Source organism: Phenylobacterium sp. SCN 70-31 (assembly GCF_001724605.1).
In the GTDB taxonomy this organism is placed as follows: domain Bacteria; phylum Pseudomonadota; class Alphaproteobacteria; order Caulobacterales; family Caulobacteraceae; genus Phenylobacterium.
Map to the genome: position 1 here is coordinate 1 of NZ_MEEX01000003.1, position 20,057 is coordinate 20,057.

Below are 20,057 nucleotides of genomic sequence, written 5' to 3' on the forward strand. Positions count from 1 at the left end.
GCGAGGTTTGGCCGGGTGAGTTGGGACGGGCGGTTTCGGCGTTAGGGGCGGCATGGGCAGGCGCTGAATTGACACCCCCACCCCAACCCCTCCCCGCAAAGGGGGAGGGGCGTAGCCAGTGGCTGAACGCGGTGTCGTTCTTCGGAAAACCGCAGAGATCGCGGGGACGCCGGAGTCCTCTGCGGTTCCGTCAAGACGCCTGCCGACGTCCGCCGCCCTTTGCGCGCCCATCCTGGCGGTGCCGCCCATCCGTGCGCATCCGTGGACTGCACGAATCCCGCCCAGACAGCCGATCCGCTCAGTAATCCCGCCGCCAGCGGATGGCGATGCGGTTGCCGGACTCTCCGGCCAGCCGCGACAGGATCGAGAGGTTCTTGCGGATGCGCCATTCCACCGTCGCCGTCGGTCCTTCGCGCCCGCCGCCCGTCAGTTCCAGATAGACGTCGTCGGTCAGGTACTTGCCCCCCGAGACCGTCACCCCCGCCTCGTCCCCGCCGCCGAACGCCAGCCGGTCCAGGCCGGCGAAGTTGCGCAGATTGCCCACCACGTCGAACCCGCCGCCGCCCGCCAGCGACGACAGCGCCACGGCGAGCTGGGCCGCCTCCACCGCCGAAAGCTGCGAGGCCGAGCGGCCGAACAGCACCTGGGCCAGGATCTCGTCGTTGGGCAGGCTGGGCGACGACACCAGGGTGATCTCGGGCTTGGCCGCCGTGCCGCGGATCCGCACCGTCACCGTCAGGGTGTCGTCTTCCCCGACGGCGTCCAGTTGCAGCCGGATGTTCTGCGGCCGGGTCGACAGATAGACCACGCCCCGGTCGTCGAAGGTGAACCGCCGGCCGGCGAAGTCGTAGTCGCCGCGCACCACCCGCGCCACGCCCGTCAGTTCGGGCTGCGCCGTCGTGCCGCCCACCCGCGCGTCCAGCGACATCTCAAGGTCCAGGCCCCGCCCGCGCAGGTAGATCCGCCGCGGCGCGCGCAGGCGCACGTCCAGCCCCCAGGCCGGCCCGGCCCGCGCACGCGTGGGCAGCGCGGTCTGCAGGTCGTCGGGCCGGTTGATCTCCTTCACCTCCATCGGGACCACCCCCGAGGGGACCGGCGGATCGGCCGCTACCTCGGCCTCGTTGATGGTGAAGTCGCCCGTCAACGTCACCTTGCCGTCGGCCGCGCGGTTGATGGCGCCCTGCCCGGTCGCCGAAGCCGAGGCCTGGTCGGTCTCGATCAGCCGGAAGTCCTGGAGGTCCAGCCGGAAGCTGGACACGCCCGCCCGCTCGAGGCTGATCCGGCCCTGGCCGTTCAGCTTCCCGCCCTTCCCGTCGACGCCGCGGGCTTCGGTGACGTCCACCGCATGTTCGTCGAAGGCGGCTCTGACCGCCACCTCGCGCAGCGAAAGGCCCGTCGCGCCGTCGTCGAACCGGCCCCGCTCCACCACCACCGAGCCCCGGGCGCGCGGGTCGGCCAACGCGCCCGATACCTGCCCCTGGGCGCGCACGAAGCCCGAGAGGGCGCGGTCGCCGCCGATCAGCAGATCCCAGAGCGGTCCCACCTCGCCCTCGAAGTCGAAGCGGCCGCTCATCGGCCGCTGGCGGGCGATGGCCACCCGGAACGGCGCGGCCGAAGCCTCGGCGGGCAGGACGAAGGCCGCCTCGCCCTTCACGCCGCTGTCGTTGGTGGTGGTCAGGTCGATCGAGAGGCTGTCGTCTGTCAGCCGGGCGCGGACGGTCCCGTCCAGTCCCAGCTTGGCCGGCGCGCCCCGCCCGCGCAGGTTGATCATCCGCGCCTCGAGATCGCCGGTCAGCTGCTCGCCCTGGCCCCGCAGCGCCATCGTGGCGTTCAGGCGTCCCGTGAGGTCGGGATCGAACAGGCTCAGGCCCAGCCGGTCGATACGCGCCTTGAGGTCGGCGCCGCTCCGGTTCAGCGCGCCGTCCACCGAGATCAGGCCGCCGTCCTCGGCGACCAGCCGGAGACGCGCCGTGCGATCGTCGCCGACGAGACGCACGCTGGCGGCCTCTGTCGTCCGCAGGCCCCGGCCCGCCAGCCGCCCCTGGCCGGCGAAGGTGACGCCGTAGCCCGGCGCCAGGTCCGACAGGACGCCCTGGCCCTCGACGGCCCACGGCCCCTGGCCGGAGGCGCCCCGGACGTCCAGCGTGTAGGGCAATCGGGACAACGGGCCGTCCGCGGTGACCGTCGCCGTCCGGATCACCAAGGCCGAGCCCGGAAGCTGCACGGCCTGGCCCCGCAGCGACAGGTTGGCCTGCGGACCGCCCGCGGCGTCGCGCACCTTGAGCGCGCCCGAGAGGCGCCCTCCATCCAGGAACGCCCCCCTCACCACCTCCAGCTTGAGGTCGGCCGCCGAAGGGCTGGCGCGCCGCAGCGACACCGAGCCCTCGGCCGTCAGCCCGCCCGCATCCACCGACAGGCCGCTCAGATCGACGCCGCCCCGCGGGAAGCGGAAGTCGGCGCGGCCGCGCGCCGGGCCGTAGGCGCTGTCGGCCGTCAGCGCCACGGCGCCGTTCGAACCGTCGGCCTGTTGAACGAAGGTCAGGGTCAGCTTCGCGTCGCGCAGCGGCAGGCGGGGAATGTCCACCTGCTCGATGGCGGCCGTCAGGTCGAGGCGCGGCGCGGCGACCGTGCCGGCCACCCGTCCGTCGCCGCTCAGGCGGCCGGTGATCTCGACTGGGCCGGCGCGCACCGGCCCCTGGGCGCTCCAGTCGGTCTTGAACGCCAGGGCTCCGTTCGCCGCCATCGCGCCGCTGGCCGACGCGTCGAGCGCGGCGCCGTTCAACGCGGCGCGGGCCACCTCCAGCCGCCCGGCCTGCCAGTTGGCGCGGACCTGAAGCCGCGGCGCCGCGCCCATCAGGCGGTCCAGTTCGGACACGCCCAGGGCCAGGCGCTGGCCCCGCGCGTCCAGCGTGAAGGTCCAGGGGGCGCCCGCGCGGGCCTGGGCCGCCTGCCAGTCGGCGGCTGCGCCACCGCGGGCGCCGGCCTGCGCCGCCTCCAGGTTGGAGACCGAGGCCCGGCCCTTGAAGGTCAGTCCGCCCAGCAGGCTGCGGCCGCCCGAGGCCTCCACCCGCAGGCCGCGGCCGGCGACGTCCAGGTCGCGCAGCAGGATCTGTCCGTTGGCCAGGCGCTCGGCCGACAGCGCCGCCGTCGGCGCGCCGCCCAGCAGCGCCGCCGCGAAGCCCTCGCCGCGTCCGCCGGCGCCGGCCAGGCGCGCCTCGACGTGCACGCCGGTCTTCCCGGTCACGACCTCGAGCGGTCCCCCGATCCGGTTCAGGCCATACCCGCCCAGGTCGACGGCCGAGACCGCCGCGTCGCCCGTGAAGCGCCAGCCCGCTCCATCGCCCCGCAGGACGCCCGTCAGGCCGGCGGCGCCCATCTGCGGGCCGCCGGTGATGCGCGACAGCGACGGCGCCGCCACCGCCACCCTCAGGCCGGCCGGCCCCGTCCGCCGCGCGCCCACGTCGCCCAGGCCCCAGATCCGCGCCTGGACGGCCTCGGCCTGCGCGCGCGCGTCCAGCGCATAGGCGCCCTCGCCCGCCTTGCGGCCCGAGACGGTGAAGGTCACCTCGGGTCCCAGCCGCTCGGCCAGGGGCGCGGTCAGGGACGACGCCGAAAGCGACAGGCGCCCATCGGCCTCTCCGCCCGCCGGCGTCCAGGCGCCCTTGGCCGCCAGGGGCATGGTGTCGCCCGAGACGGCCCGTGCGGTGAAGCGACCCTCCGACGTGGTCCCGTCGGCGCGGATCGACAGCTCAAACGCCTGCTGCGCCGGCAGGCCCAGCGCGCCGGCCAGCGCCCCGCCACGCGCCTCGCGCGCGTCGGTGACGATCCGCAGCGGCCCCTCGCCGCCCACGCGGACGTCCACGGCCAGCCGGTCCCCGGGGTGCAGGACGCTGTCGGCCGACAGCCGGCCGCTGCGCGCGCCGACCCGGGCGATGTCGACGTCCGCCTTCAGGTCGTAGACGCCGCGCTCGTAGCTGAAGGCCGGCTCCATCACGAGGCGGGTGCGGATCGCATCGATCTTGAACGAGACCGGCAGGCCGCGATCCTGCCCCTTCGGCCCCAGTTCGGGCCGGCGCAGCACCCGGACCTGCCGCGCCTCGATCAGGTCGGCGTCGAAGCGGCGCCGCATAAGTTCCAGATACCGCCATGTCAGCCGGACGTCCTGGGCCTCCAGCCAGACGCCCTTGTCGTCCCGGATCGTCAGGCGGCGGACCCGCGCGTCACGCCAGATGTCGCCGCTGAGCCCCTCGATCTTCAGCCGGCCGATGCGTCCCAGTTCGAGGCCGTCGGTGCGCGCCTCGATCAGCAGCCGGACCTGCGGCAGCAGCACGCCGTAGCGCAGCCCGGCGACGACGGCGGCCAGAAGCACGAACACGCCCAGCGTCGCCACGAGGGCGATACGCATCGCCAGCGCGCCCCGGCGCCGGCCGCCCCGACGCGGACCGCCGCGGGCCGCGCCGGATTCCGGCCCCGCTTCCGGAGTCGCTTCAGGTGACGTGTCCGGGCCCTCGGTCAAAAGCTCTGTCCGATGCTGACGTAGATCTGGAACGCCGGCTCGCCGCGCTTGCGGGCGACGGGCGTGGCGATGTCGAAGCGGATCGGAGCGAAGCCCAGGTTGTAGCGGACGCCGACGCCCGCACCCACGGCCAGATCCTGGAAGTCCACCGGGCCGCTCGATCCCACGGCGCCCGTGTCGACGAAGGCCGCGAATCCCCACCGTTCCGTCAGCCGCCGGCGCAGCTCCAGGGACGACTCGAACAGGAAGACCCCGCCACGCGGCGTGTTGTCGTCCAGCCGCGGCCCCACCGCCTGGAACGGGAAGCCCCGGACCGAACCGCCGCCGCCGGCGTAGAAGCGCTGCGAAGCGGGAACCTCGTCCACCGTCCCGTTGATGATCCGGCCCGCGCGAACCCGCGCGGCGATCACGGTGTCCGACGCCCGGTCCAGCGACAGGTAGTAGGTCCCCTGCGCCACGGCGCGCAGGTAGGGCAGCGTGGTGTCGCCCACGATCAGGGTCGGCTCGAGCCGCGTGCTGAGCCGCCAGCCGCGGGTGGGATCCAGAGGGTCGTTCGACCGGTCGAACAGCAGGTCCGCCAGTGTCCCCACCGTCACCAGGTCCCGACCCAGCGGCATGAGCGTGCGGGCGCGCAGTTCCTCGGTGCGGCTGAGGTCCAGCGAAGCGCCGTAGGTGAAGTACGAGGTGGGTCCGTAGCGTCGCGTGATGTCCGCCTGCACCCCGGCGCCGGTCTCGTCGTAGGCGTCGGTGCGGACACGATAGACGGCGGCGCTGGTCTTCAAGGTCTGCTGGGCCTTGCGCCAATGCGGCAACGACAACTCGGCGCCGGCGCGGCTGTCGCGAACCGACACCTGCGCCAGCAGCGCCAGGGTGTCGGCCCGGCCCAGGCGGTTGTAGTGCGTCCAGCGCGCATTGACCCCGAAGCCGTCGGCGGTGTCGTAGCTGGCGCTGCCCTCGATCGTCCGGCGCGCGCGCTCGGCCAGGCTGACCACGACGGGGCGCAGGCCCTCCTCGGTGGTCTTCTCCGGCGGGGTCAGGGCGACGGTCACGGTGTCGTAGACGCCGGTGTCCAGCAGGCGACGCTCCAGCTCGGCGACATCGGCCGGATCGTAGACGTCGCCTTCGGTCCAGGGCGCCAGGCCGCGGATCCAGGCCGGCCGGGTGCGACCGTCCGTCGCGATCTCCAGTCCGTCCAGGCGGACCAGCCCACCGGCCGCGATCCGGTAGGTGGGGCTCAAGGTGAAGTCGGCATGGTCGACGATCACTTCGCGGGGCTCGGCCGTCGCGTCGGCGTAGCCGCGCGCCTGGATCGCGGCGATGATCCGCCCTTCGGCCGCGACAACCTCGGCGGCCCGTCCCGGTCCGCCCGGCTTGAGTCCCAGGGCGGACGTGGCGGCGGTCTGGGCGTCGGCCGCGGGCGCTTCCCCCTGCCAGGCGATGGCGCTGGACCCCAGCAGGAAGCGGCGGCCCGGCGAGATCCGCACGACGGGGCGCGGCGGCTCGCCGTCGCTCACATCGGGCTGGACGTCGTAGGCGTAGTAACCCTCGGATCGCAGGACGGCGATGGCGTCCTCGGCCGCCGTCCGCGCGCGGCGGCGGGCCTCGAAGCGGTTCTCGACGGGCCGGTCGGCCTCGCCGACCGCCCGCTGGATGTCGCCCCGCAGGCTCCCGTCCAACTGACCCTGGATGGTGGCCTTGGGTTCCGCCGCGACGGCGAGCGCCGGCGCACAGAATGCCGCCGAGGCGGCGACGACGGAAAGCAGTCGACCCAAGCCCGAATCCCCATTCGCGCCCCCCGATTTCCGGGTGTAGCCGTCGCCCCGGCCCCTGTCATCCAAACCCGGCGCCCAAATGATAGGCGCCCGCCTGACCTGTGATCCGCAGGACACGAATTTGCAGGTCCCGCTATCGGCCGCGCCGTAAGCGTCCTACAGAGTCGAGGCTGTAGCGGGCTTTAGAGGCGTGGATTCCACTGTGAGCGTCAGGCGCGACGAGCCGGCCCCGGAGAATGCGACGGCCCCCGTGGCGGGGCCGTACGACGAAATGCTGACGCCCGACGGGCAGGTCCGGCCGCACTATGCGGCGCTGGACGCCCGGCTTGCGACCCTGACCCCCGACGAACTCGCCGAGCGTCAGCGCACGCAGGAGCGGTTCTTCCTTCTCCAGGGCATCACCTTCACGGTCTACGGCGCCGAAAGCACCACGGAACGCATCATCCCGAGCGACATCCTGCCGCGCATCATCGCGGGCGCGGAATGGGCCCGGATCGAGGCGGGACTGGCCCAGCGGCTGCGCGCCCTGAACATGTTCCTGGCCGATATCTACTCGGAACAGCAGATCCTCATGGACGGGGTCGTCCCGCGCGAGCTGGTGCTGAACGCGCCCAGCTACCGGCGCGAGATGCAGAACCTGTACGTGCCGCACAAGGCCTACGCCAACGTCTGTGGCTCGGACCTCATCCGGCAGGAGAACGGCGAGTTCGCGGTGCTGGAGGACAACCTGCGGGTCCCCTCCGGCGTCTCGTACATGCTGGCCAACCGGGAGGCCTCGCGGCGCGTCTTCCCCGGCACCTTCCGATCGGCCGGCGTGCGCTCGATCGACCGCTATCCCGACCTGCTGCTCGCGACGCTGAAGAGCATGGCGGCCGACTGGCGGCCCAACCCGCAGGTCGTCGTGCTGACGCCCGGCGTCTACAACTCGGCCTACTACGAGCACGCCTACCTGGCCCGGCTCATGGGGGTTCCGCTGGTCGAGGGCCGCGACCTCGTGGTCCACGACAACATGGTCTACATGCGGACCACCACAGGGCTGCGGCGGATCGACGTGATCTACCGCCGCGTGGACGACGACTTCATCGATCCCCTCACCTTCCGGCGGGACTCCTCGCTGGGCGCCGCGGGCCTGTTCAACGCCTACCGCGCCGGCAATGTGGTGATCTGCAACGCGCCCGGCACCGGGGTGGCCGACGACAAGGCCGTCTATGCGTATGTGCCCGAGATGATCCGCTACTACCTGGGCGAAGACGCCATCCTGCCCAACATCGAGACCTACCTCTGCCGCGAGAAGGCCCAGCTCAGCCACGTGCTGGCCAACCTCGACAAGCTGGTGGTGAAGGCGGTGGGCGCCTCGGGCGGCTACGGGATGCTGGTCGGGCCGCATTCCACGAAGGCCCAGCAGGCCGAGTTCGCCGAGGCGCTGAAGGCCGACCCGGACAACTACATCGCCCAGCCTACGATCCAGCTTTCCACAGCGCCCTGCCTCATCGACCACGCGGTCGAGCCGCGGCACGTGGACCTGCGTCCCTTCATCCTCTCGGGCGAGAAGATCGTGGTGACGCCCGGCGCGCTCACCCGCGTGGCGCTCAAGAAGGGTTCGCTGGTCGTGAACTCCAGCCAGGGCGGGGGCTCGAAGGACACCTGGGTGCTCAGCGACACCAAGGGAGATCGGTCATGATGCTCGCTCGGGTCGCCGACAGCCTCTACTGGATCGGTCGCTATGTAGAGCGGGCCGAGCACATGTGCCGGCTTTCGGACGTCATGCTCTCGGCCACCCTGGACCGATCCGAGGCGGCCACCCAGGTGGCGCGGATCGCGCTGGCCGCCGTCGGGGACCCCGACGTCGCCAAAGCCAAGAGCCCCTACGAGGCGGCGCTCGCGCTGACCCTCGACAAGGAGGACGACGGTTCGATCCTCTGCTCCATCTCGCGGGCGCGGGAGAACGCGCGGCAGGTTCGCGACCAGATCACGACCGAGACCTGGGAACGGCTGAACCTCATCTACCTTCGCATGACCGACCCGAACGCCGGGCGCTCATTCGCCGATGGGTCGCAGCTCTTCCTGCACGACACCATCGCAGACCTGCACCTGTTCAAGGGAGCCGGCGACGCCACCATGAGTCACGGCGAAGGCTGGAGCTTCCTCCTCCTCGGCGTCTACCTGGAGCGGGCGCAGCTCATCGGGTCACTGCTCGAGGTGGCGTTCGGCGAGACGCGGCGACGCCGCCCGTTGGGAGACCACTTCGCGCTTACCAGCGTGCTGCGCATGGGCTGCGCGCTGGAACCCTATCTGAGGGTCTACACTGCGGAGATGCGACCGCGGTACATCCTGCAGTTCCTGCTGCTGGACGAGGACTTTCCGCGGTCGATCCGGTTCTGCGCCCAGGAGATCGAGGGGCACCTGTCAGCCATCATCCGCCATGCCGGCCTGGCGGGCAGCGTCGGCCCCGACCGCCTCGCCGGTCGCCTGCGCGCCCGGATGCAGTACGCCGACCTGGACGAGATCGAGGCGGGCGGCGCCAGCGCCTTCCTGAAGACGGTGCTGGACGAATGCGCCGCCATCCACCGCAGCCTGTACGACACCTTCGTCGCCTACCCGCTCGAAGACCGGCTGCCGGCCTAGGAGTCACGATCCGTGCTGCTCGAGATCCGCCACGTCACCCAGTACCGATACGCCTTCCCCGTGCGCGAAAGCGTCATGGAAGTGTGGATGCAGCCGCAGAAGAGCGCGCGTCAGCGGCTGGTGAGCTTCGACCTCGACCTGGACCCGCCCGCCCAGGTGTTCAGCTACGCCGACAGCTTCGGGAACGCGGTCTACCACTTCGACGTGCCCCAGCCGCACGACAGCCTCACCATCACCGCCCGCTCGGCCGTGGAGACCCAGGCGCCGTCTCCCCTGCCCGACCGACTGGACCAGGGCGAATGGGATCGGCTCCGCTCGGAGTTCCTGCGCGGCGAGAACTTCGACTTCCTGCATCCGCATGGTTTCGCCCGCGAGAGCGAGGCGTTGCGCCAGTACATGGCCGATCACGACATCGACGCCTTGCGCGGCCGCGACCCGCTTTCCGCGCTCCAGGCGCTGAACGAGACCCTATACGCCTCGTTCGGCTACGAGGCCGGCGTCACCCGGGCCGACAGCCCGATCGACGATGTGCTGAGAGCGCGCAAGGGCGTCTGCCAGGACTTCGCCCATGTGATGATCGCCATCTGCCGCTCGTGGGGCGTTCCCGCGCGCTATGTGTCGGGCTACCTGTTCACCGACCGCAAGCATGGCGACCGGTCGGACCCGGACGCCACCCATGCCTGGGTCGAGGTGTTCCTGCCCAGCGTGCGCTGGATCGGCTTCGACCCGACCAACAACACACCGGCCACCGAACGCCACGTGGCCTGCGCCGTGGGCCGCGACTATTCCGACGTGCCGCCGTCCCGCGGCGTCTACAAGGGTGAGGCCGAAAGCCAGCTCGCGGTCGGCGTGTCGGTGCGCAAGGCCCGGGCCGCGATCTCGGAGCCGGAATTCCTGCGGGTCTCGTCCACGCCCCGTGGCGGTCAAAGCGCGCGCCGGATGCACGGCGCGGCCTACCAGCATCAACAGCGGCTGCACCAGATGCAGCAGCAACAGCAGTAGCGGCGCTGCGGCGGGAGAGCGCTCTTGCGATGACGCTCTGACCCACCGTCCGGATCGGGGTCGGGAATCGGCGCGCCGGTGGGCCGTCGTAGCCCGCCGCAGCTTCCGCAATATAGGTCAGGTCGCGGTCGGGAACAGCCGCGCGATCGTCGCCACCGCAGCGTCGGCCTCGGCGCGATCGGGCGCCTCGTTGGCGTCGTTGTGGCCGTAGGACTCGTCGGCGCCGCTGTTCTGCACCACCAGGCCGTCGCGGCGCGAGATCGTGCCGACACCCCGGTAGTGAACGCCGTAGGTCACCTCCGGCTGGGGGACGAGCCAGGCGATCTGGCCGCGCACCGGCACGAGGCTCTCGTCCTTCCAGAGCGCGCGGGCGCCATAGCCCGGACAGTTGACGATCACCGCCTGGGGTAACCTGGCGAGCTCGGAGGGACTGTGGAACTCCACGGTCTCGAACCGGCCGCCCCCCAGCAGGAAGTCGTCCACCAGCATCTTCGCATACGCGGTGATGTTGAACATCGGCAGCGCCGCCCGCCGCGCGTAGGCGGTCGGGAACGGATGGTCGGCCGGCGACAGCGTGACCGTCTCGGGCGTGAGGTCGCGGATGCGCCCGCCATAGTGGGCGAACCCCATCGGGTCGGGCGACGGTCCGGACGGCCGCATGTCGGAGAGGATGTAGCGTTCGGTCCATTCGACGGGCGCGTCGGCCAGCCCCAGGAACTGCTGGTGCATCCGGAACGAGGTGCGGGTGAACGCCTCCCAGCGGGCCGCGAAGCCGGCGTCGACCGATCCGGAAAGGGCGATTCGGCTGTCGGGCGACCAGACGCCCGTGGCCCGCGCCGAGCGCGTCTCCTGGGGACGCTCGCGGGCGTAGATGGTGACGCGTGCGCCCGCACGCTGGGCGACCGTCGCGGCCGTCAGGCCGAGCGCGCCCGCGCCCAGGACGGCGATGTCGCGCGCGCCGCCCGCCAGGGCCATACGCACGGCCTCCATCGCGTAGCCCCAGCTGAGAGACCAGCCGCTGCCGCCGTGGCCGTAGTTGTGGACCACCAGCTTGTCGCCGACCGTCTCGGCTTCGAGGCGCGGTCCGGCCGCCCGGAACGGGCGCAGGCAGACGGTGATGCCGGTGATACGGTCGGGCCGGGCGCGGATCGGCGCCAAGGGCGGCGGCGCCCGGAAATCCGGCCGGAGGGGCGCCGGCGGGGCTGCCGTGGCGCATCCGCCCAGAAGGCCTGAGCCCGCCAGCGAGAACGCGCCCCCCAGAAGGGTTCGCCGATCGGGCGTCGGGATCGCCTCCGGCGTCGGGCGGATCAAGCGGGACGGAGAGAGCGAGGGCATGCCGTCATGTAGGCCGCCGCGCCCGTCTGTGCGCAAGCCTAGAGCTTGGGTCGGTCGGCCAGATCGGCGCCGGTGATCTGGTAGTGCACAAGCTCGGCGATATTGGTGGCGTGGTCGCCGATCCGCTCGAGGTTCTTGGCGATGAACAGGAGGTGGGCGAAGTCGCCCAGCGCCCGTGATTCGCGGGCCATGGCCTCGATCAGCCCCGCCAGGACCTTCTCGTGGAGTTCGTCGATCTCGGTGTCGCGAACCCAGACGTTGTAGGCGCCCTGGGCGTCGGAGGCCCGGTAGGCGTCCACTACAGACGACAGGCGCTCGGCGGCCAGGCGGCCCAGCCCGGCCACCGGCTCGGCCTGGTCGGCGTCGGCGGGCGCGTCCATGCGCCCGACCCGCTTGGCGATGTTCTTGGCCAGGTCCCCGCAGCGTTCGAGCTGCATGGCGATCTTCATGGCGGCGATCGGCCGGCGGAGGTCGTCGGCCATCGGCTGATGCAGCGCGATGAAGCGGACGGCGCGGCGCTCGATGTCGGCGTCCTGCAGATCGAGGGCGTCGTCGCCGCGCACCACCTTGGCGGCGGCCGTCAGATCATGACGCAGGAAGACGTCGATCGCCGCCCGCACCTGGGCGACGGCAAGGTCGCCCATGGCGGCGAGATCGCGCGTCATGGCGTTGAGCTGGTCGTCGACGGCTTTGACGGTGTGTTCCATGTCGGGTCCTACCCGTAGCGGCCGGTGACGTAGTCGCGGGTCTGCTCGGCCTGCGGACTGGTGAAAATCTGCTCGGTCTCGCCGAACTCGACCAGCTTGCCCAGGTGCATGAAGGCGGTGTGGTCCGAGATGCGGGCCGCCTGCCCCATGTTGTGGGTCACGATCACGATGGTGACCTGTTCGGCCAGGTCGTCGATCAGGCTCTCGATCTTGGCGGTGGCGATGGGGTCGAGGGCGGACGTCGGCTCGTCCAGCAGCAGCAGCTTGGGTTCGGGCGCGAGCGCGCGGGCGATGCAGAGACGCTGCTGCTGTCCGCCCGAAAGCTCGTAGGCGGGCTTCTTGAGGCGGTCGCTCACCTCGTCCCAGATCGCGGCCTGCTTCAGCGCATGCTCGACACGCCCCTCCACCTCGCCCTTGTTGCGGATCCCGCGGACATAGAGGCCCGAAGCCACGTTCTCGAAGATGCTCTTGGGGAAGGGGTTCGGCTTCTGGAACACCATGCCCACCATCAGGCGGACCAGGATGGGATCGACGGCCTTGCCGACGAGGTTCAGGCGGTCGGGCATCAGCTCGATCGCGCCTTCGTAGCGGACGCCGAGGTACAGGTCGTGGATGCGGTTGAAGCAGCGGAGCAGCGTGCTCTTGCCGCAGCCGGACGGGCCGATGATGGCCGTGACCTGCCGGTCGTGGATCGGCATCGAGACACCGTGCAGCGCCTGGAACTTGCCGTACCAGAAGTTGAGGTCCGACACCTGGGCGCGGATCTGGGCGTCCGTCGTCCCGGGGATCGCCCCGGGGATCGCCAAGGGCAAGGGCGTGCTCACGGCGGGGCTCCTGAGTTGGGTGGCGGCGTTCATCTTCAGGTCCGGACCGTGCGGCGGAGGCGATATCGCAGGTAGATCGCAAAGCCGTTCATGAGGAGGGTCATGCCCAGCAGCAGGACCCCGGTGGCCGCGGCGTTCTCATGGAACGCCGCCTGTGGCCGCGAGACCCAGTTGAACATCTGGATGGGCATGACGGTGAAGGGCGAGTTCAGCCAGTCGAAGTTGACGAACGGCGGGCTGGCGCTCACGGGCGACGGGGGCAGGAAGGCGATGTAGGTCAGCGCGCCGATGGTGATGATCGGCGCCGTCTCGCCGATGGCTCGCGACAGGCCGACGATGGCGCCGGTCAGGATGCCGGGCCGCGCGCTGGGCAGGATGTAGTTCCACATCACCTGCCACTGGTTGGCGCCGATCCCGTAGGCGCTCTCCCGCAGGCCCGCCGGCACCGCGCGCAGCGCCTCGCGCGTGGCCACGATGACGATGGGCAGGATCAGCAGCGCCAGCACCAGGCCGCCCACCAGGATCGTCTGGCCCATGCCGAGCGCGTAGACGAAAAAGCCCAGGGCCAGCAGGCCGTAGATGATCGAGGGCACGCCGGCCAGGTTGCTGACGTTGATCTCGATGGCGTCGGTGAGGATGTTCTTGGGGGCGTACTCCTCAAGGTAGAGGCCGGCCCCCACCCCCAGCGGGACGGCCACGACCGCGGTGACGATCATCACCAGGCTGGTGCCGATCCAGGCCGACAGCACGCCCGCCTGGGCGGCCCGGCGGGACGGGAAGCTGGTGAGGAACTCCGGCGTGATCCGCCCCGCGCCGTCGACGACGAGGTCCGAGACCAGGGTCAACAGCAGGCCCATGACCACGAACAGCACCAGGACGCCGATGGTCCCGAAGATCAGGTCCTGGGCCTTCTTCTGGAGGACGAGACGCTGGGTCTCGGCGGGTGCGCCGAGCGCGGTGACCGACATCAGTAAGCCTCCCGGAACTTCCGCCGGAGGAAGAAGCCCAGCAGGTTGAAGACCAGGGTGATGACGAACAGCGTCAGACCCGCCGCGAAGATGGTCGAGTACGCCAGCGAGCCGTGCGGCAGGTCGCCAAGGCTCATCTGGACGATATAGGCTGTGATGGTGGCCGCGCCTTCGCGCGGATCGCCCGTCAGGTTCGGGTTCTGGCCGGCCGCGATGGCCACGACCATCGTTTCGCCCACCGCCCGCGAGAACCCCAGGAGGTAGGCCGCCGTCACCCCCGAGAAGGCGCCGGGAATGATCACCGAGAACGCCATCTGGACCCGGCTCATCCCCACCGCGAAGGCGCCCTCGCGCAGCGACATGGGCACCGCCCGCATGGCGTCCTCGCTGATGGAGACGACGTAGGGCAGGATCATCACGCCCATCACGATGCCGGGGATCAGCAGATTGAACCCCGAAAGGCCGGGGATGAACTGGCGCGCCAGCGGGGTGAGGAACAGCAGGGCGAAGTAGCCGAAGACCACGGTCGGCACGGCGGCCAGCATCTCCAGGATCGGCTTGAGCGCCTCGCGCACGCCCGGACGGGCGAACTCGCTGAGATAGACCGCGAGCACCAGGCCCAGCGGCGTCGCCACCGCCATCGCGATCCCGGCCGCCCAGAAGGTGGCCGACAGGAGGGGCAGGATGCCGTAGCGCGCGTTGGTGAAGACGGGCGTCCATTCCGTGTCGGTCAGGAAGGTCGTCAGCGGGATTTCCCGGAAGAACGGGAGGGATTCGGAGACCAGGACCCAGACGATCGCGGCGGTGATGACCACGGAGAGCGCCGCGCAGGCGAACAGCACGACTTTCATCACGGCCGCCAGGACGCGGCCCCGGCGCAGGAAGGGGCTGGCGCGCAGCGCCTCGTATTCGGAGAGGGGAGACCCGGTCGTGGTCATCTGTGGGAAACCCGGCGGCGGGCCAAGAAGGTCATTTCTGCGCGGCGTCGGCGACCAGATCCTCGGCGGTCACGCCCACCTTGGAGCCGCCGTCGAAGAAGCTGCCGGTCCGGCGCGCCTCGAACTTCGCGATCGCCAGCGGATAGGCCGCAGTCGGGAGCGGAACATAGCCCACCTCCGAGACCAGCGGTTCGGCGTGCGTCGGATCGAAGGCGAACTTGATGAATGCCGCCACATGGGGCCGCTCGTCCGCCGACTTCTTGCTGACGTAGTAGAACAGCGGCCGCGACAGGGGCTGATAGCTGGCGTTGCGGGCCGTCGCGGCCGAGGGACCGACGCACGAGCCGTCGGCCTGGCGGATCTGGACCGCCTTCACCTTTCCGGCGTTCTCGGTGAGGTAGGCCAGGCCCAGGTAGCCCAGCGCGTCGGCGTCGCCGCTGACGCCGTTGATCGTGACGTTGTCGTCCTCGGTGGCCGTGTAGTCGCCGCGCGAGGCGCCCTCCTCGCCGTTGATGGCCTTGGTGAAGTAGTCGAACGTGCCCGAGTCGGTGCCCGCGCCGAACAGCTTCACGGGCTCGGCCGGGAAGCCGGCGCGGACCTGGCTCCAGTTCGAGATCTTGCCCTGGGCCGACGGCTGCCAGAGGGTCTTCAGCTCGTCCACCGTCATACAATCGGCGAAGGTGTTCTGCGGACTGACCACGACGGCCAGGGCGTCCAGCGCCACCGGCAGCTCGATGACCTCGATCCCGGCGTCGGCGCAGGCCTTGGCCTCCTCGGCCTTGATCGGACGCGAGGCGCCGGCGATGTCGATCTCGCCCCGGCACAGCTTCTTGAAGCCGCCTCCCGTGCCCGACAGGCCGACGGTGACGCGGGCGCCGGATGTGTTCTGGAATTCTTCGCCCAGGGCCTCGGAGATCGGATAGACGGTGCTGGAGCCGTCGATCAGCAGGACGGCCGGCGCGGCCGCGCCGGGCTTGGCGGGGTTGTCACCACAGGCGGCCAGCGCCAGCGCCGCGGCTGCAACACCGATCAAAAGGGTCACGCGCATCGTGATCGTCTCTCCAAGGATCGTCGGCGAGGCGTCCGGGACATCGGGACCGCATGGCCCGCCGGGTCGCCCCCGCAGCACGTCATGCCGTGGCTCTACGCGCGCCGCATGACAGTTTGGCGACGGTCGCCGAAAGCTTTCGCGACAGTTGCGTGACAGTTCGATGACGGCGCGCGCGGATCACGCTATGGAGCCGCCGCGCACTGGCGCGACGCAGCCGCATCGAGGTCTCACGTGAGATGGTTTCAGGCCCTTATGCCGAAGGAGGGCCAGTTCTTCGACCTCTTCGACAGTCACGCCGCCACGCTGAGCGCCGGCGCCCGATCGCTGCACAAGCTGCTGGAAGGCGGTCCCGAGACGCCCCGGCACGGCGCGGACGTCGCCGCCCATGAGGCGCAGGCCGACGACATCGCGCGGGCCGTGATGCTGCATGTGCGCCGCTCGTTCATCACCCCCTTCGACCGCGCCGACATCATCGATCTCATCACCTCGATGGACGACGCCATCGACCAGATGCACAAGACCGCCAAGGTCACCGCGCTGTTCGAGCAGACGACCTTCCAGCCGCACATGCTGGAACTGGGCGGCGTGATCGTCCGGACGGCCGACCTGATCGGCCAGGCCGTGCCGATGCTGCGATCGCTGAAGGCCAACGCCGCCAGGCTGGGCGAACTCACCGAGCAGGTCACCGCACAGGAAGAGCAGTCGGACCACCTCTACGACGCCGGGATCGCGGCGCTGTATCGCGACGTCGGCAAGACCGATCCCATGGCCTACATCATCGGCGCCGAGATCTACGACCACCTGGAGAAGGTGGTCGACCGGTTCGAGGATGTGGCCAACCGGGTCAGCAGCGTGCTGATCGAGCACCTGTAAGGCCCTGCCGTGGACCTCGCAGGCGTCAGCTGGCTGCTGATCTTCCTCATCTTCGTCGCGCTGGCGTTCGACTTCCTGAACGGCCTGCACGATGCGGCCAACTCCATCGCGACCGTGGTGGCCACCCGCGTGCTCTCGCCCGGCGTGGCCGTGGCCTGGGCCGCGTTCTTCAACTTCATCGCCTTCCTGTTCTTCGGCCTGCACGTGGCCAACACGGTGGGCAAGGGGATCGTCTCGGCCGACATCGTCTCGGACGCCGTGATCTTCGGGGCGCTGGGCGGCGCGATCAGCTGGAACGTCATCACCTGGCTGGCCGGCATCCCCTCGTCCTCCTCGCACGCGCTGATCGGAGGGCTGCTGGGCGCCGGGATCAGCAAGGCGGGTTTCGACGGCATCGTCTGGAGCGGCGTCTTCAAGACCGTGGCGGGCATCTTCGTCTCGCCGGCCATCGGCTTCGCCCTGGCGCTGGGCCTGGTGCTGATCGTCTCGTGGCTGTTCATCCGGGCGACGCCGGCGCTGGCCGATTCGGTCTTCCGGAAACTCCAGCTCGTCTCGGCCGCAATGTTCTCGCTGGGCCACGGCGGCAACGACGCCCAGAAGACCATGGGCATCATCGCCGTGCTGCTGTTCGCCCACGGACACCTGGGTTCGGAGTTCCACGTGCCGTTCTGGGTGGTGATCACCTGTCAGGCGGCGCTGGCGCTCGGCACCCTGTTCGGCGGCTGGCGGATCGTCCACACCATGGGGTCCAAGATCACCCGGCTGACGCCCCAGCAGGGCTTCTGCGCCGAGACCGGCGGGGCCATCACCATCTTCATCGCCACCCACATCGGCGTACCGATCTCGACCACCCACACCATCACCGGCTCGATCGTCGGCGTCGGCGCCTCGCGGCGGATGTCGGCGGTGCGGTGGAACGTGGCGGGCCGTATCGTCTGGGCCTGGGTGGTCACCCTGCCCGCCTCCGCCCTGATCGCCGCGGCGTTCTACGGCCTTGCGCGCATGGCCGACCGGGCTTTCGGCTGAACCGGGCTTTCGGCTGAAGACGTCACGGACCTGACACGCACGCGGGCTAGACTGACGCTCAGTAACCCCCCGCGTACTCTACAGATCGGCCGCCCCGATGGCCGTTCGGCCGCGACCGCCCCCCGGTCGCGGCCATCATTTTCAGAGAAGCCCGAGGGGATCAGGCCGCGAGAGGCGCCTCGGCCAGGCGCAGCGGCGGAGCCGCCAGGGCGCGGCGCTCCGCCAGCCAGTCCACGATGCGGAACTCGCCGTCGAACCCCTCGACGATGGCGGTGCAGCTCTCGACCCAGTCGCCGTCGTTCAGATAGCGAATATCCCCGAAGTCGCGGATCTCGGCCTTGTGGATGTGGCCGCAGATCACGCCCGAGACGCCACGGCGGCGGGCCTCGTCGGCCATCGCGGTCTCGAACTGGTCGATGAAGGCGACGGCGTCCTTCACCTTGTGTTTCAGGAAGGCCGACAGGCTCCAGTAGTTGAGGCCGAGCAGCCGCCGCACACGGTTGAAATGGGTGTTGAGCGCGAGCAACGCGCGATAGCTCCAGTCGCCCAGGAACGCCAACCACCTGGCGTTCTGCACCACGCCGTCGAACTCGTCGCCGTGGGTCACCAGATAGCGCCGGCCGTCCGCCGCCTCGTGGATCGCGTCGCGGACCACCACCACGCCGCCGAAATGGACGCCGCAGAAATCCCGGATGCGGTCGTCGTGGTTGCCGGGCACATAGACGACGCGGACACCCTTGCGGGCCAGGCGCAGGATCTTCTGGACCACGTCGTTGTGCGCCTGAGGCCAGAACCAGCCGGACTTCATCTTCCAGCCGTCGACGATGTCGCCCACGAGATAGAGTGTCTCGCACTCCAGCTCGCGGATGAACTCCAGCAGCAGGTCGGCCTGACAGCCCTTGGTCCCCAGATGGATGTCCGAGATGAAGGCCGTCCGGCAGCGGACGGTCGGCGCGTGCTCCGGCATCGCGGTCCCCCAAAACAGCGAAATCACATGTCGGCTAACGGGAGTCCGTGACGGACGCGTGACGCCCTACCCGTCCTTGTCCAGCGAGTAGCCCGCCGAACGGACCGTCCGGATCAGGTCGGGCTGGCCGTCCTGGCGCAGGGCCTTGCGCAGGCGACCGACGTGGACGTCGACCGTGCGCACCTCGACGTAGGTGTTGGCGCCCCAGACCGCGTCCAGCAGCCGCTCGCGGCTGAAGACCCGGCCGGGCCGCTGCATGAGGAAATCCAGAAGCCGGTACTCGGTCGGTCCCAGGTGGACATCCTTGCCGTTGCGGGTGACGCGATGCCGCCCGCGGTCCAGAAGCAGGTCGGCGTACTCGAGCTGCTCGTCCATCAGCTCGGGGCGTGTCCGGCGCAGCAGGGCGCGGATGCGGGCCACCAGCTCGCTCATCGAGAACGGCTTCACCACATAGTCGTCGGCGCCGGTGTCGAGGCCGCGGATCTTGTCGGCCTCTTCGCCCCGCGCCGTGAGCATCAGGACCGGCGTCCTGCGGGTCTCGGTCCCGGCGCGGAGCTGGCGGCAGACCTCGACGCCCGACACCTTGGGCAGCATCCAGTCCAGCACCACCAGATCAGGCGGCTCCTCGGCGACGCGAAGAAGAGCCTCCTCGCCGTCGGCGGCCCGCTCGACGCGGAAGCCTTCCTTCATCAGGTTGTAGTCGAGCAGGGTCGCCAGGGCGTCCTCGTCCTCGACCACCAGAACATAGGGCGTCAAGCGCGGACCTCCGCATCGATCTCGGGAAGGCTGACCTTGGGCCGCTCGCCCGTCAGCTCCTCGCCGGTCATCTGGAAATGCAGGATCTCGGCGATGTTCGTGGCGTGGTCGCCGATGCGTTCCAGGTTCTTGGCCACGAACAGCAGGTGGGCGCCGGCGGCGACCGAGTCGGACCGGGTGGCCATGTAGGCGAGAAGTTCCCGGAACAGGCTCTCGTAGTGCTCGTCGATCTCGCCGTCGCGCCGCCAGACGTCCAGCGCCGGCTCGACGTCGCCGACGGCGTAGGCGTCCAGGACCGCCCGCAGCCGGGCCGACACCAGCCGCCCCATCCGCTCGATGGCGCCGGTGAGCGGCAGCAGCGGCTCGCCCGCCGACAGCACCAGGCTGCGCTTGGCGATGTTGCGCGCCAGGTCGCCGCAGCGTTCCAGGTTCATGGCCAGCTTCAGTGTGGAGATCGCCCGGCGCAGGTCGGCCTCGCCCGGCTGGTGCGCGGCGATCAGGGCCAGGGCCCGCCGCTCCACCTCGCTCTGGAGCGTGTCCAGGCGCAGGTCGCGCACGATCAGGGCCTGGGCCAGGGGGACGTCGCGGCGGACCACGGCGTCGACCGCGTCCACGACCTGGGCCTCGGCGAGCCCGCCCATACGGATGACTTCGGCGACGAGCTGCCGCAACTCGGCTTGATAGGAGCGTGTCACGC

15 protein-coding genes and 1 pseudogene are annotated in these 20,057 nt (G+C 70.6%); 5 read left to right on the top strand and 11 right to left on the bottom strand.

Annotated features, from left to right (window positions below; translation table 11 throughout):
- Nucleotides 1–298: 298 nt before the first annotated feature.
- The gene (locus tag ABS78_RS01335; RefSeq protein ID WP_293374113.1) at nt 299–4,405 is read right to left on the bottom strand and encodes a translocation/assembly module TamB domain-containing protein; all 4,107 of its coding nucleotides are present in this window, start codon (nt 4,403–4,405) and stop codon (nt 299–301) included.
- 107 nt (nt 4,406–4,512) lie between these two features.
- On the bottom strand, nt 4,513–6,288 hold the full coding sequence (locus ABS78_RS01340; protein ID WP_293374115.1) for an autotransporter assembly complex family protein: 1,776 nt from the start codon (nt 6,286–6,288) through the stop codon (nt 4,513–4,515).
- 271 nt (nt 6,289–6,559) lie between these two features.
- On the opposite strand from ABS78_RS01340, the gene ABS78_RS01345 reads away from it, so the two are divergent.
- The 3 genes and pseudogenes from ABS78_RS01345 to ABS78_RS01355 all read left to right on the top strand — a co-directional run.
- A complete protein-coding gene (locus ABS78_RS01345) occupies nt 6,560–7,969 on the top strand; it encodes a circularly permuted type 2 ATP-grasp protein (RefSeq protein WP_363082513.1) in 1,410 nt (469 codons plus the stop codon).
- The gene (locus tag ABS78_RS01350) at nt 7,966–8,913 is read left to right on the top strand and encodes an alpha-E domain-containing protein (protein ID WP_293374117.1); all 948 of its coding nucleotides are present in this window, start codon (nt 7,966–7,968) and stop codon (nt 8,911–8,913) included. The genes ABS78_RS01345 and ABS78_RS01350 overlap by 4 nt, the downstream gene beginning before the upstream one ends.
- A gap of 12 nt (nt 8,914–8,925) precedes the next feature.
- Nucleotides 8,926–9,819: pseudogene (locus ABS78_RS01355) on the top strand (transglutaminase family protein); the annotation flags it as partial.
- A 213-nt stretch (nt 9,820–10,032) separates the two neighbouring features.
- On the opposite strand, the gene ABS78_RS01360 reads toward ABS78_RS01355, so the two are convergent.
- From ABS78_RS01360 to ABS78_RS01385, 6 genes are all read right to left on the bottom strand, one after another.
- Nucleotides 10,033–11,073 carry an FAD-dependent oxidoreductase gene (locus ABS78_RS01360; RefSeq protein WP_293374119.1) on the bottom strand — a complete coding sequence of 347 codons (1,041 nt, stop codon included), beginning with the start codon at nt 11,071–11,073 and terminating at the stop codon, nt 10,033–10,035.
- A gap of 215 nt (nt 11,074–11,288) precedes the next feature.
- Nucleotides 11,289–11,957: a phosphate signaling complex protein PhoU gene (phoU, locus tag ABS78_RS01365; RefSeq protein ID WP_293374121.1), complete on the bottom strand. Its 669-nt coding sequence runs from the start codon at nt 11,955–11,957 to the stop codon at nt 11,289–11,291.
- Between the two features lie 8 nt (nt 11,958–11,965).
- A complete protein-coding gene (pstB, locus tag ABS78_RS01370) occupies nt 11,966–12,781 on the bottom strand; it encodes a phosphate ABC transporter ATP-binding protein PstB (RefSeq protein WP_293374123.1) in 816 nt (271 codons plus the stop codon).
- Between the two features lie 35 nt (nt 12,782–12,816).
- Nucleotides 12,817–13,749 (bottom strand): phosphate ABC transporter permease PstA, encoded by a 933-nt coding sequence (gene pstA, locus ABS78_RS01375; protein WP_293374125.1) that lies wholly within the window; start codon nt 13,747–13,749, stop codon nt 12,817–12,819.
- Nucleotides 13,749–14,687: a phosphate ABC transporter permease subunit PstC gene (gene pstC / locus ABS78_RS01380; protein WP_293374127.1), complete on the bottom strand. Its 939-nt coding sequence runs from the start codon at nt 14,685–14,687 to the stop codon at nt 13,749–13,751. The genes pstA and pstC overlap by 1 nt, the downstream gene beginning before the upstream one ends.
- Nucleotides 14,688–14,718: 31 nt before the next feature.
- Nucleotides 14,719–15,735 (bottom strand): PstS family phosphate ABC transporter substrate-binding protein, encoded by a 1,017-nt coding sequence (locus tag ABS78_RS01385; RefSeq protein WP_293374129.1) that lies wholly within the window; start codon nt 15,733–15,735, stop codon nt 14,719–14,721.
- A 234-nt stretch (nt 15,736–15,969) separates the two neighbouring features.
- On the opposite strand from ABS78_RS01385, the gene ABS78_RS01390 reads away from it, so the two are divergent.
- Both ABS78_RS01390 and ABS78_RS01395 read left to right on the top strand, forming a co-directional pair.
- The gene (locus tag ABS78_RS01390; RefSeq protein WP_293374131.1) at nt 15,970–16,611 is read left to right on the top strand and encodes a DUF47 domain-containing protein; all 642 of its coding nucleotides are present in this window, start codon (nt 15,970–15,972) and stop codon (nt 16,609–16,611) included.
- A gap of 9 nt (nt 16,612–16,620) precedes the next feature.
- Nucleotides 16,621–17,637 carry an inorganic phosphate transporter gene (locus ABS78_RS01395; protein ID WP_293374133.1) on the top strand — a complete coding sequence of 339 codons (1,017 nt, stop codon included), beginning with the start codon at nt 16,621–16,623 and terminating at the stop codon, nt 17,635–17,637.
- A 160-nt stretch (nt 17,638–17,797) separates the two neighbouring features.
- Here the strand turns inward: ABS78_RS01395 and ABS78_RS01400 are convergent, their stop codons facing one another.
- The 3 genes from ABS78_RS01400 to phoU (ABS78_RS01410) form a co-directional block, all read right to left on the bottom strand.
- Nucleotides 17,798–18,604 (bottom strand): UDP-2,3-diacylglucosamine diphosphatase, encoded by an 807-nt coding sequence (locus tag ABS78_RS01400; protein ID WP_293374135.1) that lies wholly within the window; start codon nt 18,602–18,604, stop codon nt 17,798–17,800.
- 66 nt (nt 18,605–18,670) lie between these two features.
- Complete coding sequence (phoB, locus tag ABS78_RS01405) at nt 18,671–19,360, bottom strand: phosphate regulon transcriptional regulator PhoB (RefSeq protein ID WP_293374136.1); 690 nt, start codon at nt 19,358–19,360, stop codon at nt 18,671–18,673.
- Nucleotides 19,357–20,055, bottom strand: coding sequence for a phosphate signaling complex protein PhoU (gene phoU, locus ABS78_RS01410; protein ID WP_293374138.1), 699 nt, complete (start codon nt 20,053–20,055; stop codon nt 19,357–19,359). The genes phoB and phoU (ABS78_RS01410) overlap by 4 nt, the downstream gene beginning before the upstream one ends.
- Nucleotides 20,056–20,057: the final 2 nt, after the last annotated feature.